9 protein-coding genes are annotated in these 14,591 nt (G+C 61.6%); 7 read left to right on the top strand and 2 right to left on the bottom strand.

Annotated elements, in window-relative coordinates; translation table 11 throughout:
• Positions 1–2 precede the first annotated feature (2 nt).
• The 5 genes from ACUXUR_RS07975 to ACUXUR_RS07955 all read left to right on the top strand — a co-directional run bounded on the left by ACUXUR_RS07975 (position 3) and on the right by ACUXUR_RS07955 (position 7,091).
• On the top strand, positions 3–464 hold the full coding sequence (locus ACUXUR_RS07975; protein WP_445501812.1) for a cytochrome c-type biogenesis protein: 462 nt from the start codon (positions 3–5) through the stop codon (positions 462–464).
• 106 nt (positions 465–570) lie between these two features.
• Positions 571–1,773 (top strand): S1C family serine protease, encoded by a 1,203-nt coding sequence (locus tag ACUXUR_RS07970; RefSeq protein ID WP_445501811.1) that lies wholly within the window; start codon positions 571–573, stop codon positions 1,771–1,773.
• Positions 1,774–1,914: 141 nt separating this feature from the next.
• Positions 1,915–2,616 (top strand): winged helix-turn-helix domain-containing protein, encoded by a 702-nt coding sequence (locus tag ACUXUR_RS07965; RefSeq protein ID WP_445501810.1) that lies wholly within the window; start codon positions 1,915–1,917, stop codon positions 2,614–2,616.
• Between the two features lie 10 nt (positions 2,617–2,626).
• Positions 2,627–4,048, top strand: coding sequence for a HAMP domain-containing sensor histidine kinase (locus tag ACUXUR_RS07960; protein ID WP_445501809.1), 1,422 nt, complete (start codon positions 2,627–2,629; stop codon positions 4,046–4,048).
• A 91-nt stretch (positions 4,049–4,139) separates the two neighbouring features.
• Complete coding sequence (locus ACUXUR_RS07955) at positions 4,140–7,091, top strand: bifunctional [glutamine synthetase] adenylyltransferase/[glutamine synthetase]-adenylyl-L-tyrosine phosphorylase (RefSeq protein ID WP_445501808.1); 2,952 nt, start codon at positions 4,140–4,142, stop codon at positions 7,089–7,091.
• A 68-nt stretch (positions 7,092–7,159) separates the two neighbouring features.
• Here ACUXUR_RS07955 and ACUXUR_RS07950 read toward each other — a convergent pair whose 3' ends face one another.
• Both ACUXUR_RS07950 and pepN read right to left on the bottom strand, forming a co-directional pair.
• Positions 7,160–9,487 (bottom strand): PAS domain-containing sensor histidine kinase, encoded by a 2,328-nt coding sequence (locus tag ACUXUR_RS07950; RefSeq protein WP_445501807.1) that lies wholly within the window; start codon positions 9,485–9,487, stop codon positions 7,160–7,162.
• A 199-nt stretch (positions 9,488–9,686) separates the two neighbouring features.
• A complete protein-coding gene (gene pepN, locus ACUXUR_RS07945; protein WP_445501806.1) occupies positions 9,687–12,338 on the bottom strand; it encodes an aminopeptidase N in 2,652 nt (883 codons plus the stop codon).
• Positions 12,339–12,535: 197 nt separating this feature from the next.
• Here pepN and ACUXUR_RS07940 point away from each other — a divergent pair, with 197 nt between their 5' ends.
• Both ACUXUR_RS07940 and xdhA read left to right on the top strand, forming a co-directional pair.
• Positions 12,536–12,976 carry a VOC family protein gene (locus ACUXUR_RS07940; RefSeq protein WP_445501805.1) on the top strand — a complete coding sequence of 147 codons (441 nt, stop codon included), beginning with the start codon at positions 12,536–12,538 and terminating at the stop codon, positions 12,974–12,976.
• Between the two features lie 130 nt (positions 12,977–13,106).
• Positions 13,107–14,588, top strand: coding sequence for a xanthine dehydrogenase small subunit (xdhA, locus tag ACUXUR_RS07935; RefSeq protein ID WP_445501804.1), 1,482 nt, complete (start codon positions 13,107–13,109; stop codon positions 14,586–14,588).
• The last annotated feature ends 3 nt before the right edge of the window (positions 14,589–14,591 follow it).

Raw genomic sequence — 14,591 nt, 5'->3', positions numbered from 1 at the left:
CCATGCGGTTTGTTCTTGTCCTCCTGGCGACCCTCGTTCTCAGCGTCTCGGCTTTCGCCGTTCAGCCGGACGAGGTGCTGAAGGATCCCGCTCTGGAGAAGCGGGCTCGCGAGATCTCCGCTGGTCTGCGCTGTCTCGTCTGCCAGAACCAGTCCATTGACGATTCCGATGCCCAGCTTGCCAAGGATCTGCGCCTTCTCGTCCGCGAACGGCTCGTAGCGGGCGATACGGACCAGCAGGTTCGTGACTTCCTGGTGAAGCGTTATGGCGAGTTCGTGCTGCTCAAGCCCACTTTCAGCAGCCACAATCTGCTGCTGTGGCTGACCCCGGTGCTCGTGCTGGTTCTGGGGGGGATGGGAGCCTATACGGCTCTCCGCCGGCGTCCCCAGGCTCCTGAAACCCTCAACCAGGAGGAGCAGAAAGCCCTTGAGGCGCTGCTCAGGCGAGACCAATCTGCCTCCTGATCGAACCTTACCAATATTTCATCTTGGAGTGAGGGTACCGTAAGGCTCTACCCCCCATCTTCCTCTCAACACGAACCGAAAAAGGTTTGTTCAGGAGAGAGAAGACATGTTGGACAAGGTTTCCACTTCCTTCCGTAAACGTAGCGCGAAGTGGCTCGGTGCCGCGGCTATTGCTGCCCTGATTGCTGGCGGCGCTGTCGAAACCGGCCTCGTTGCTCCCAATCCCGCCCATGCCGAACTGCGCTCCATGGCGCAGCCGATGCAGGGTCTGCCGTCCTTCGCGGATATGATCGACAAGGTGAAGCCTGCCGTCGTGGCCGTGAAGGTCAAGGTGCAGAACGTCGCTGCTCAGGACGATGACGACCAGCAATTCGCCTTCCCCGATTTCCCGCCCGGCAGCCCCATGGAGCGGTTCTTCCGCCAGTTCCGCGATCAGCAGCAGGACGGGCCGCGCGGCCGTCGCCAGCAGCCGCGCCAGTTCGGCCAGGCTCTGGGCTCCGGCTTCTTCATCTCGGCTGACGGCTATGTCGTGACCAACAACCACGTGGTCGAGAACGCCGCCGACGTGACGGTGACCATGGATGACGGCAAGGAACTGCCGGCCAAGGTGATCGGAACGGATTCTAAGACCGATATCGCCCTCCTGAAGGTCGATGGCGGCAGCGACTTCCCCTATGTGCGTCTCGCCTCGCAGAAGGCCCGCATCGGTGATTGGGTTCTTGCCGTCGGCAATCCGTTCGGTCTCGGCGGAACGGTGACCGCCGGTATCGTCTCGGCTCAGCATCGTGACATCGGTGCAGGTCCTTATGACGACTTCATCCAGATCGACGCTCCGGTGAACAAGGGCAATTCCGGTGGCCCGACCTTCAACCTCTCCGGTGAGGTCGTGGGCGTGAACACGGCGATCTACTCGCCGTCCGGCGGCAGTGTCGGTATCGCCTTCGCCATCCCGGCAAGCACGGTCGAGCAGGTCGTTGCTTCGCTCAAGGACAAGGGCACCGTGACCCGTGGCTTCATCGGCGTGCAGATGCAGCCGGTGACCAAGGAGATCGCGGAAGCGATCGGCCTCAAGGAAGCCAAGGGCGCTCTGGTGGCCGATGCGATCAAGGACGGTCCTGCCGCGAAGGCAGGTGTCCGCACGGGCGATACCATCATCGCCGTGGACGGTCAGCCGATCAACGAGGCGAAGGACCTCTCCCGCAAAGTCGCCCAGGCCACGCCTGGCAAGACCCTGTCCCTCACCCTGTGGCGTGAGGGTAAGGAACGGACGGTGACCCTGGAGGTCGGCAGCCAGCCGAAGGGTGCCTGATCCTTAGGTTAAGAGTAAGGACACCAGAACCTTCAGTGTTGATTGCCCCCGACACCTGGTGTCTTCTGCCCGGCGGCAGGTTGGCCTTTTCCCCTCCAGGGCCGGCCTGCCGCCGGGCTCATATTGCGTTACAGATAGGCTATGCGGATTCTCATTATTGAGGACGACAAAGAGGCGGCCTCCTACCTCGTGAAGGCATTTCGGGAATCGGGCCATGTGGCGGACCATGCCGCCGATGGACTCGATGGCTACGCCATGGCCGAGGCGGGAGATTACGACGTTCTCGTGGTCGACCGCATGTTGCCGAAACTTGACGGGCTCTCCCTGATTCGCTCCTTGCGCGAGCAGAAGGTCGAGACGCCGGTTCTCATCCTCTCCGCCCTTGGTCAGGTCGACGACCGTGTGAAGGGTTTGCGGGCCGGCGGCGATGATTACCTCCCCAAACCTTATGCCTTCTCCGAGTTGCTGGCCCGTGTCGAGGTTCTCGCACGCCGCAGAACATCTGCTCCCAGCGGCGAGCCGACGGTCTATCGCATTGCCGAGCTCGAACTCGACCGCCTGTCCCACCGCGTCACGCGCTCCGGTCAGGAGATCATGCTGCAGCCGCGCGAGTTCAGGCTGCTCGAATATCTCATGAAGAATGCCAACCAGGTGGTCACGCGCACCATGCTGCTTGAACACGTGTGGGATTATCACTTCGATCCGCAGACCAATGTGATCGATGTTCACGTGTCGCGCCTGCGCTCCAAGATCGACAAGGGCTTCGACAAGCCGCTCATCCATACCATCCGAGGCGCAGGCTACATGGTCCGTGTAGGTTTGGTGGAGGAGGGCGAGGAATGAGTGTGTTCTCATGACGGCCCTCGGCAAGCTCTTCCGGACCACCGCGTTCAAGCTGTCCTTCGCCTACCTTCTCATCTTCACGCTCTTTGCCTTCGTGACGCTCGGCTATGTGGCCTGGAGTGCACAGAGATTGCTGACCGATCAGTTCGTCGCTGCTATCGAAGCAGAGATCAATGGTTTATCTGAGCAATACAGGATCGGCGGCCTTCGTCGCCTTGTGAATTCCGTTGAGCGGCGCTCCCGCACACCTGGCGCTTCTCTTTATCTCGTCACCACCAGTGTCGGTGAGCGGATCGCCGGCAATGTCGGGGCCCTGCCTCCCGGCGTGATTGACCGCGTCGGGCAGTTCGAGACGCTCTATAATCGCACCGACGAGACGGATACGAAGCCGAACGTTGCTCTTGTTCGCGTCTATCTCCTGCCAGGCGATTTCCGCCTGCTGGTCGGCCGCGACATCGAAGAGCGCATTCGCCTGCGCGACATTATCCATCGTGCCTTCGGCTACTCATTGCTGTTCATCGGCGTTCTGGGATGCCTTGGCAGCTGGTTCATCGCACGGCGCGTCCTCAAACGCGTCGACGACATGACGGATATTACGCGCGACATCATGGCGGGCGATCTCGATGGTCGCTTGAAGGTTGCCGGAACGGGAGATGAGCTCGATCGTCTCGCACAGAACCTGAACGACATGCTCGACCGCATCGGCGAGCTGATGCGCGGCATGCGCGAGGTCTCCGACAACATCGCCCATGACCTGAAGACGCCTTTGACGCGCCTGCGCAACAAGGCTGATGAAGCGTTGCGGACGGCCAAAACTCCCGACGAGCTGAAAGCAGCGCTCGAAGCTACGATTGAGGAGAGCGACAATCTCATCCGCATCTTCAATGCGCTTCTCATGATTGCCCGGCTTGAGGCTGGCAATGCCCGTGAGGCTTTGTCCGACTTCGATGCCGCAGAGGCCGTCCGGGATGTGGCGGAGCTTTATGAGGCTCTGGCCGAGGAAGCCGGTGTTTCGCTCGACGTTTCCATCGAGGATGGGTTGCCGATCCACGGCAATCGTGAATTGCTGGGCCAAGCTATGGCCAACCTCCTCGACAATGCCCTGAAATACGGCGCAGCTCCCGATGGGAGTCCACAGACAATTTCCGTGTCGGCCCAGCGCATCGGCAAGGAGGTGAGGATTGTCGTGGCGGACCATGGCCCCGGCATCCCGGCAGAAGAGCGCCATCACGTGCTGGAGCGCTTCGTGCGGCTGGAAACGGCACGCTCGCGCCCGGGCTTCGGGCTGGGCTTGAGCCTTGCCGCTGCCGTGGTCCGGCTCCATGGCGGAAGCCTCGCGCTGGAAGATAATGCACCTGGCCTGCGGGTCGTGCTGGTCCTGCCCTTGAAGGAAGTTTCGGTTCCGCAGGCTGCTCTGCCATCGGCAGCCTGAGCCAGAAGTCGAAGGAGGGAAGGGCAATTTTCGGTTGCCTCTTGCTCCATGGCATGAACACTCACCCCATCTAGACCATGGGTGATTGGCCGTGCCGAACCAGAACCGCTCTCTCATTAGCCGCCTGACGCAGGCTCCACCCGTTTCCGACCTCAGGAAGGCGAAGGCACAGCTGGCGGAGTTCGTCGAGCGCGCCCGTGGAGAGCCGGAAGCCACCGCGCTTCTGCCACACCTTGATGAGGGGCTGTTCCGCGACCTGCTTCTGGCGCTTGCCGATTACTCTCCCTTCCTCTGGCAGCTCGTGGCGAATGACCCCGTGCGTATGGCACGGCTTGCGCTGGAGGAGCCGGAAGTGGTCCATCCCTCCATCATCCATGATCAGTCCAACTTGTTCCGCCGCGTGCGCTCGGGCGAGATGACCCGCGACGATGCGGTGAGCGCCTTCCGCCGGAACCGGAACTCCCATGCCCTTCTCGTGGCCCTGGCCGATATCGGCGGGCTTTGGAGTACGGAGCAAATCACGCAGGCTCTGTCCGATTTCGCGGATGCTTCCGTTGCCGGCGGTCTGAATCTGATCCTGACCGAAACAGCCGATCTGGGCCGCATCACGCTCCCCAATCCCGATACACCAGGCGAGGGCTCGGGCGTGACAGTGCTGGCGCTCGGCAAGCACGGGGCAGGTGAGCTCAACTACTCCAGCGACATTGATCTCGTCATCTTCTTCGATCCCGAGACGCCGGCGCTGAGGGAAGGCGCCGAGGCTACCACCATATACACCCGCATCGCCCAGCAGCTTTCCCGCCTGCTGCAGGAGCGCACGCCGGACGGCTATGTGCATCGCGTCGATTATCGCCTGCGTCCCGATCCCGGCTCAACGCCCACGGCCATGTCGCTGTCGTCGGCCTATGTCTATTACGAGACGCTCGGTCAGAACTGGGAGCGCGCGGCCTTCATCAAGGCGCGCCCTGTCGCGGGCGATCTGACGCTGGGCGAGAATTTCCTCAAAGAGCTGCGTCCCTTCATCTGGCGCAAGTATTTCGACTTTGCCTCCATCGCCGATGTGCATGCCATGAAGCGGCAGATCCATGCCGTGCGCGGGCATGATGAGATCGCGGTGGCCGGTCACGACATCAAGCTCGGGCGCGGCGGCATTCGCGAGATCGAGTTCTTCGTTCAGACGCAGCAGCTCGTCTTCGGCGGCAGGCGTCCCGCTCTTCGTGGGCGACGGACACTCGATATGCTCGTCGAGTTGCATAATGAAGGCTGGATCACGGCGCAGGCGCGCGATGAGCTTTCCCATGCCTATCGTTTCCTGCGCACCGTCGAGCACCGGCTGCAGATGGTGGCAGACGAGCAGACGCAGCGTTTGCCCTTGGATGAGGAAGACCTCAAGCGCTTTGCGAAATTCTGCGGCTATCCCAACCTCAAGGCCTTCTCGAAAGCTCTGACGGATCAGGCCAAGATCGTGCAGGGCCATTACGCGCTGCTCTTCGAGGAGGGGCCTGAACTAGCCTCCGAAGTGGGAAGCCTCGTCTTCACGGGGACCACCGACGATCCCGAGACGCTCGCCACGCTACAACGCATGGGCTTCCGTGAACCCGAGAAAGCGGCCGAGACCGTGCGTGGCTGGCATTTCGGCCGGCGTGCCGCCATCACGAGCCAGCGCGCCCGCGAGGTGTTGACGGAACTCACACCCGCTCTGCTCTCGGCCCTCGGCGGCACAGCCGATCCCGACGGAGCTCTGGCCGCGCTCGACAGCGCCTTCGGCCGCATGCCGGCCGCCGTCGAGCTCCTCACGATCCTTCAATCCCATGACAGATTGCGCCTGCGCTTCGCGGACCTGCTCGGAACGGCTCCGCGCCTTGCCAATACCGTGGCGCAATCGCCTCATGTGCTCGACGTGCTGATCGACCCGGCCTTCAATGTGCCGCTTGTCGACGAGGTAGCCATCGAAGAACAGGTGCGGCAGATCATCGGCAATCCTGAAAGTTATGAGGACTTTCTCGACCGTGCCCGCGATGCGGCACGGCAGATGCGCTTCATCACCGGCGCGCGGCTTCTCTCCGACATCATCTCCCCAGCGCAGGCAGGCGAGGCCTATGCCGCTATCGCAACCGCCATCATCCGTGTTTCATTTGAGCGCGTACGCCAGGAATTCGAGGCCGACCATGGCAGGGTGCCGGGCGCGGAGATCGTCATCCTCGGGCTCGGACGGCTCGGCACGAAAGAACTCACGGCAGGCTCCGATCTCGACCTCGTCGTCATCTATGATTTCGACGAGGAGCGGCGCGAGAGCACGGGGCATCGCCAGCTCGACGTGGTGGTCTACTTCACGCGTCTGACCCAGCGTCTCGTGGCGGCGCTCACAGTGCCCACGCGGCGAGGGCTCCTCTACGAAGTCGACCTGCGCCTTCGTCCTCAGGGAGGAAAGGGCCCCGTTGCTTCCCAGTTCAAAGGCTTCGTCACCTATCAGCAGAGCGAGGCGGATCTCTGGGAGCACATGGCTCTCACGCGGACCCGGGTGCTGACGGGCGATCACGAATTCGCAAAACGGGTCGAGTCCGCGATCCATGAAATCGTTGCGGTGAAGCGTGACGCTTCGCATGTCTGCAAGGAAGTGCGCGACATGCGCGCCCTCATCGCGCAGGAAAAGGGTGACGACAATCCGTGGGATCTCAAGCTCGCCAAGGGTGGCCTGACGGATCTCGATTTCATCGCCCAGGCCCTGGTTCTGGCCCATGCAGCGGAGCATCCGAGCCTCATCGGTCTCCAGCCGGAGGCCGTGTTTCAGGAGGCTTGTAAGGGTGGTCTTCTGCCAGAGGACGATGCCCGGGCTCTCGTTGAAGCTCACCGGCAATTCAGCCTGATTTTCCAATGGCAACGCCTCACCATCGAAGGCGCCTTCGACCCTGCGAAAACCCCTCCCGCCATCCTCAAGCGCCTTGCGACGGTCGCGGGCCTGCCGGATGCCAATGTTCTGCTGACGCACATGAACGAGATGCGCCAGCAGGTGAGGGCCGTGTTCGAGCGCATTCTGCATTGACATGATGCCACGGTGGAATGCGCCGCTGGCGGATTGCCTAGAGCTTTCTCAATGCGCTCATGGGTCCTTCAGGCCGCCGCATCTGCCAGGGCGATGTCGGCGTTCGTGGCTTCCGTGAGCGGCAAGTGGACGAGGACGATGGTGCCGAGGCCTTCCTGGCTCTTGATGCGAAGTGAGCCGCCGTGCAGTTCGGCGAGCGAGCGGGCGATGGCGAGACCCAGGCCTGAGCCCTTGTAGCTCTTCGAGAACTCGGTCTCGACCTGCTCGAAGGGCTGGCCGATCTTGTGCAGGGCATGGTCTGGAATACCGATGCCATTGTCCTCGACATAGATGTTCACCGCGCCGCCTGCGAGACGGGTGCGCACCGTGATGCAGCCGCCTTCGCTCGTGAACTTCGTCGCGTTCTGAAGCAGGTTGACGAGGATCTGGTGCAGCGCACGCTCGTCGGCCGGAACCACGATGTCTTCCGGATTCACATCGACCGAGACCGCAAGGTTCTTGGCCTTGGTCTGCTCGCTCACAAGTCTCAGCGCACGCTGGATCGAGGCATGAACCTCAAGTGGCTGCTTCTTCAGCGTCGTGCGGCCGGCCTCGATGCGCGACATGTCGAGAATGTCGTTGATCACGGACAGAAGATATTCACCGCTCGAGCGGATGTCCGCGCAATATTCTTCGTACTTCTCCGAGCCGAGCGAACCGAAGATGCCGCTCTGCATCACCTCAGCGAAGCCGATGATGGCATTGAGCGGAGTACGCAGCTCGTGGCTCATGTTGGCCAGGAATTCCGACTTGGCGCGGTTGGCGCTCTCGGCCTGCGCCTTCTGATCGAGATAGCGTTCGGCGAGGTCCGCCAGCTGATGCGTCTGCGCTTCCAGCTTTTGGCGCGACTGCTTCAGATCCAGAACGGTAGCGATGAGTTCCTTCTCGGACTCGACGAGACGATGCTCGTGGCGCTTGAGCGCGGTGATGTCGGTGCCCACGGACACATAGCCGCCATCCTTGGTGCGGCGCTCGTTGATCTGCAGCCAGCGGCCATCCTGAAGACGCGCTTCGAAAGTACGGGCGCCCACATCCTGCTGCTCACGGCGCAGGAACTGGTGCTGCACTTCCGGCGGGCGGCCAAGGGCCATCACCTCCGCATAGGACTTGCCCTGGAGATTGGCATCCGACGGCAACTCGTGGAGCTTCTGGAATTTCGAATTGCAGAGCACGAGATTATTGTTCGCGTCCCAGAGCACGAAGGCCTCGGAGATGGCCTCGATGGCATCGTGCAGGCGCGCATCGGCGCGGGCGGTCTTCTCCTCCAGGCCGCGCTGCTCGGTGACGTCCACGGCGATGCCGACGAGGTGGCTTGCAGCGTCGTCCGGATCATTCATCAGCTCCGCACGGGCGCGCAGCCACACCCAATCACCCGTCACGCTGCGGATGCGGAATTCGAAATCGGCGAGAGAGGTGGTGGCGGAGGCCAACTGTTCGGCGAGTGCGTAAAGATCCTGATCCTCAGGGTGGATCATGGCGTTCACTTCGCCGAACGAGAGAAACTCGTCCTGCCGCTCGTACCCGAGCAGCTCATACATGGAATCGGACCAATAGATGCGTCCGCGTCCGATATCCCAATCCCACAGGCCGCAGCGTCCACGGTTGAGGGCGGAGTCGATGCGGTCGCGCACCTTCTCGCAAACTTCGTCGGCAGCGCGAGCACGGTTCGCCTGCATCATATAGGCGATGCCAATGCCGAGAAGCACCATGATCGTCGCGCCAAGCAGGGAGACATGCCCGATGGTGCGCGTCCACCAGCCGGAAAGAACATGGGGCAGGGGCTGGACGATGGCGATCTGACCGGAGGAGGAGGGAAGCGAGCGAACGGTCGCAATGCCCTCGTTGCCGTCGGGCATCCTGATCGTCATCACACCCGCACGATCCGCGAACAACGCCAGCGGTTGCGCATCGCCGAGAACCTCAGCAAGCGTCTGCGGCGCGCTACCCGTCTGCGGATGGATGGCAAGCACAGCGCCGGACTGATTGATGAGAAGGAGGCTGCGGCTCTGGCTCAGGGCGCTGGCTGGCATCTCCTTGGTGAGGGCGACGAGTTGTGCTGCGGCCTGTGCTTTATCGGCAGGGGCGCGATAGGTGCCGAGTTTGGCGGATGAAAGCGAGGCAATGATGTCGATGTCCTGGATCGCATCGAGCAGGGCGTCGCGTCGACCGTCTCGGATCTGGACCCAGGCGCTGCCGGCGAGCGTGATGAGAAAGAGAATGAGAACGGCAGGAACTGCAAGCCGGAGCAAGGGTTCGTACTGCTCGAGCCGACGATAAGCCGGGTTCGCGTCCGATCGCGCTACGCCCAGAATCGTACCCGTGCGCGCGGGTACGCATGCGGTCACCGCCCCCGCCATGCGATGCTCCCTTCGGAACCGTTACTGTCCTCATTCGGAGGACGTGCCGCATCTCTCCGAATCACTAACAATAGAATCACGGGCGGGTGATTTGTCTAGCTATGCCGGCGGTTTGGTTAATAAAAAATTCTTATTCCTGGCTTGGCCTGGGGATAGTTTTGGATAAGTCGCAGCTGCACTTGTCATCGCGCTCTTAACCTTAACCGGCTTCGCTTTCTTCAAGCGACCGATTCACAATGTCTCCTACATCGCGGGAAAGATTCGTCTTTTGCGCGATGGATTGCAGCGCGCGTCGCGCGTGAGACCGGCGTGTTGATTCCATCATCTTCCACGTGCTGAAGGCGGTGAGCAGACGTGAGGCGAGTTGCGGGTTCAACTCGTCGGCACGCAACACGATGGATGCGAGGAGCGCATAACCTGCTCCGTCCTTTCGGTTGAACTGAACCTGATTGAGCATCGCGAAGCTTCCGATCAAGGAGCGCACGCGGTTCGGATTGTTGATGGAGAAGGCCGGATGCTCCATCAGGCGCTTCACGCGATCAAGTGTCGTGTCCTCCGGGATGGCTGCCTGCAGAGTGAACCATTTGTCGAGAACGAGCGGCTCATTCCGATAACGCTGCTCGAAGCTTGCAATGGCGTTCTCACGCACCATGCCCGGAATCGTCATGAGGACGCCCAGGGAGGCGAGGCGGTCGGTCATGTTGCTGGCGGTCTCGAACTGTTCGCTCGCGAGCTTCTCTCCCGCTTGCTGATCCGCAGCCGTCAGGAGATCGAGGGCAGCATTGCGCAGAGCCCGTCGACCGGCACTGGCCGCATCCGGGCTGTAGGCTGCAGTCTCAGCGAGGAAACCATGGAAATCCGTCAGGCGCTCGAAGCAGGCGCGGCCGATGTGCCGGCGCATCTCCTTGCGGGCACGATGGATCGCGTCAGGATCCACATCTTTGCCAATCTCCTGAGCGATATCGGCCTCGCTCGGCAGCGTCAGAACGAGTGCGGCGAAGGCAGGGTCGCGCAAGGCGTCCGTTTCCATGAAGGAGCGGAAGGCGGAGGCGAGGGAGTTCATCTCCTCATCGCGCACCGCGACACCCGTCGAGAGAGATACGAGCGTGCGCATCGCAACCGTCTGCGCTGCCTGCCAGCGATTGAAGGCATCCGTGTCGTGCCGGAGCAGCACGAGAAGCTCTTCGCCCGAGAGGTCGAGAGACACCTTCACCGGTGCCGAGAAACCACGGAAGACGGACGGAACAGGGCGTGAGCTCACGTCCGTGAAGGTGATGCTGTCCTCAGCCTTATCCAGAAGGAAGACGCCGCGCGCGTTCACGCGCTCGCAGGCCGCCTGCATGAGCTGCCCGTCCTCGCTCACGAGACCCAACACGACAGGGATCACCATCGGCTCCTTGGTGGGCTGTCCGGGCGTGGGCGGGGTCTGCTGCTTGAAGTCGAGACGATAGGACTTCGCGTTTTCGTCGTAATGTCCGTGCACGTTCACGCGCGGAGTGCCGGATTGTGCGTACCAATGCGAGAAGTGGGAGAGATCCCGGCCCGTCACATCGGCGAAGGCCTTCAGGAAATCCTCGACCGTCGCAGCGGTGCCGTCGCAGCGCTCATAGTAGAGATCCATCCCGCGCCGGAAATCCTCATCGCCAATGATGGTCTTGAGCATGCGCACGATCTCGGCGCCCTTCTCGTAGACGGTGGCAGTGTAGAAGTTGTTGATCTCCCGATACTGGCTCGGACGGACCGGATGGGAGAGGGGGCTCGAGTCTTCCAGGAACTGCCGCGCCCTCAAGGTTTTCACCTCCGCGATGCGGTGCACCGGGCGCGAACGCTCGTCGGATGAGAATTCCTGGTCGCGGAAGACCGTCAGGCCCTCCTTCAGACAGAGCTGGAACCAGTCGCGGCAGGTCACGCGGTTGCCGGACCAGTTGTGGAAGTACTCGTGCGCGATGATCGCTTCGATATTCGCGTAGTCTGTGTCCGTCGCGGTCTCAGGCGAAGCGAGTACGTATTTGTCATTGAAGATGTTGAGGCCCTTGTTCTCCATCGCACCCATATTGAAATCGGATACGGCGACGATGTTGAACACGTCGAGATCGTATTCGCGGCCAAAGACCTTCTCGTCCCAGATCATGGAACGTTCAAGCGCATCGAGTGCATAGCCGGCACGATGTTCCTTGCCGGGCTCTACATAAACGGCGATCTCCACTTGACGTCCGCTCATGCTCGTGAAGGGCTTTGCAACACGGCCCAGACGTCCGCCGACGAGTGCGAAGAGATAGGACGGCTTCGGGAAAGGATCGTGCCAGATGGCATAGTGCCTGCCGGTGCCCTCGATAGCGCCGCTCTCGACCGGGTTGCCGTTGCCGAGCAGTACGGGAGCTTCATCCCGCTCAGCCTCGATGCGCGTGGTATAGACGGCGAGTACATCGGGGCGGTCGAGAAAATAGGTAATGCGCCTGAAGCCTTCCGCCTCGCATTGCGTGCAGTAGTTGCCGCTCGACCGGTAAAGCCCCATGAGTTTGGTGTTGGCCGTCGGGTTGATCTCGGTCTCGATGGTGAGCCTGAAGGGCTGCTGCGGCGGCTGGGAAATCACGAGTGATTGGGGCGAGGCCTCGAACTCCCCAGCCTCCAATGCACGCTCGTCGAGGGCGATTGCCTTCAGGTTGACCTCGTCGCCATCGAGCACCAGCGGAACGTCCGAACGCCCGGCTGGGTTGGATCGCATAGAGAGCGTCGCCGTCACCTTGGTCATCGTGGGATGAAGCCTGACATCCAGCTCGACACGGTCGATCAGGAAATCGCTCGGCCGATAATCCTCAAGGCGGACAAGCTGGGCGACATCGGTGCGCATCGGCTACTCTCTTGTGAAACGTGATTGCGTTATAGGTCGGGAGCTCGGTAAGGGGCAAGATTGTCTGAATCGACTGGCAATAAAAGTCACGCCCACTTGGACAATTCCAAGGCTTTTTCCGAGGGTATAAAGCATAAGCCTTGATCTCTCCGCCAAATGCGCCATCACGGTAAGCCGAACGCATAGGAGAGATGTCTATGGAATACCTCCACACGATGGTCCGGGTCTCGAACCTGGAGCAGTCCCTCGATTTCTTCTGCAACAAGTTCGGCCTCGTCGAAGTCCGCCGGACGGAGAACGAGAAGGGCCGGTTCACCCTTGTCTTCCTGGCGGCTCCCGGGGATGTGGAGAAAGCCAGGGACACCAAGGCTCCGCTTCTGGAGCTCACCTACAACTGGGACGAGCACGAATATTCGGGTGGCCGGAATTTCGGCCATCTCGCCTATCGGGTCGATGATATCTACGAAACCTGCCAGAAGTTGATGGATGCGGGCATTACCATCAACCGTCCGCCCCGCGACGGCTACATGGCCTTCATCAAGACACCTGACAACATCTCCATCGAATTGCTGCAGCGCGGCGAACCCAAGCCTGTGCAGGAGCCCTGGGCTTCCATGCCGAATACGGGAACCTGGTAAGCTCAAGGTTTCGTGGAAAGCTCGAGAAGGGCCCTCTTGGCGAGAAGAGACCTCTTGGCGAAAAGCCCTTGCTCCGTCATTCTTCCCGGCTCACCATAAGAGGCCGGGAATAACCCGGCGGAGGAAGATCTTGGCACGAGACGCAATCCGCTTCTGGCGGAATGGACAGCCCATCGAGGTTTCCGGCTTTCACCCGCGCACCACACTCCTGGACTACATAAGGCTTCAGGAACGCCGGGTTGGAACGAAGGAGGGCTGCGCCGAAGGTGATTGCGGTGCCTGCACGGTGGCTCTCGGCCGCGTGCGCGGCGGGCGCGTTCATTATGAACCCATCAATGCCTGCATCCTCCTGCTGGGCCAGATCGACGGCGCAGAGGTCGTGACCATCGAGGATCTGCCGAAAAGCGGAGAGTTGCATCCGGTCCAGTCCGCCATGGTGGCGCATCACGGCTCCCAATGCGGCTTCTGCACGCCCGGCTTCGTGATGAGCCTGTTCACGCTCTATCAGGAGGCCGAGCGGCCTTTGGACCGTGAGCGCATCAACGATGCTCTGGCAGGCAATCTCTGCCGCTGCACGGGTTACAGGCCCATCGTCGATGCGGCCCTCGATGCCTGCGCAAGCGCACCGCATGATGCATTCTCTCAAGCGAACGAGACAACGGCGCGCAGTCTCGATGAGCTCGCCGACGGTCAGGACATCTTCATCGGCTCCGACACGTGCTTCTTCGCGGCTCCCGCGAGCGAAGCCTCTCTTGCAGCTCTCTATGCGCGGCATCCCGATGCCACGCTTGTCGCAGGCTGCACCGATGTCGGCCTTTGGATTACGAAAGGCATGGTCGATCTGGAGAAGATCATCTGGCTCGGGCGCGTCGCTGGCCTCGACTGGATCGAGGACGGCGCAGATGCGCTGACCATCGGCGCGACGGTCACGCATATGCAGGCTTTTGCGAGCCTTGGATCGATCGATTCCGATCTCGGTGAACTCATGCGCCGCTTCGGTTCGGTTCAAGTGCGTGCCTCGGGAACGGTCGGCGGCAATATCGCCAACGGCTCACCCATCGGCGATCTCGCGCCCGCGCTCATCGCGCTCGGCTCCACGCTGGAGCTGCGCCAGGGCGAGAACGCCCGCGTCATTCCCCTCGACAGCTTCTTCATCGCCTATCGCAAGCAGGATCGCCTGCCTGGCGAGTTCGTGCGCAGGATCATGGTGCCGAAGCTTAAGACACATGAGATCTTCCGCGCTTACAAGGTCTCGAAGCGCTTCGACGAGGATATCTCCGCCGTCATGGGCGCCTTTAAGTTTTCGCTCGAAGGCCGCCGCATCGCCGAGGCGCGTATTGCCTTCGGCGGCATGGGGGGCATTCCGAAACGTGCTTTGGCGACGGAGGCCGCACTTCTCGGCATTTCCCTCGATGATCCGTCCAGCTGGGGCGAGGCCATGGCTGCGATCGCGCGAGATTACCAGCCTCTCGACGATCATCGCGCCTCTGCCGCCTATCGCGCGACGGTGGCTCGCAATCTCGTGTTCAAGGCCCTGAGCGAGACGGCCTCCGGCGAAACCCGCGCCACGCGGATCATTGGCCAGCGCGAAGCGCTCGAGGCGGCGGAGTAGTGG

The sequence above is a fragment of the Microvirga medicaginis genome (assembly GCF_052658925.1).
This window is presented reverse-complemented; position numbering and strand designations above follow the sequence as displayed.

Bases quoted from the DNA above. Each gene is read 5' to 3' on its own strand.
- ACUXUR_RS07975 (WP_445501812.1), top strand. From the start codon at position 3: ATGCGGTTTGTTCTTGTCCTCCTGGCGACCCTCGTTCTCAGCGTCTCG.
- ACUXUR_RS07970 (WP_445501811.1), top strand. From the start codon at position 571: ATGTTGGACAAGGTTTCCACTTCCTTCCGTAAACGTAGCGCGAAGTGG.
- ACUXUR_RS07965 (WP_445501810.1), top strand. From the start codon at position 1,915: ATGCGGATTCTCATTATTGAGGACGACAAAGAGGCGGCCTCCTACCTC.
- ACUXUR_RS07960 (WP_445501809.1), top strand. From the start codon at position 2,627: ATGACGGCCCTCGGCAAGCTCTTCCGGACCACCGCGTTCAAGCTGTCC.
- ACUXUR_RS07950 (WP_445501807.1), bottom strand. From the start codon at position 9,487: ATGGCGGGGGCGGTGACCGCATGCGTACCCGCGCGCACGGGTACGATT.
- pepN (WP_445501806.1), bottom strand. From the start codon at position 12,338: ATGCGCACCGATGTCGCCCAGCTTGTCCGCCTTGAGGATTATCGGCCG.
- ACUXUR_RS07940 (WP_445501805.1), top strand. From the start codon at position 12,536: ATGGAATACCTCCACACGATGGTCCGGGTCTCGAACCTGGAGCAGTCC.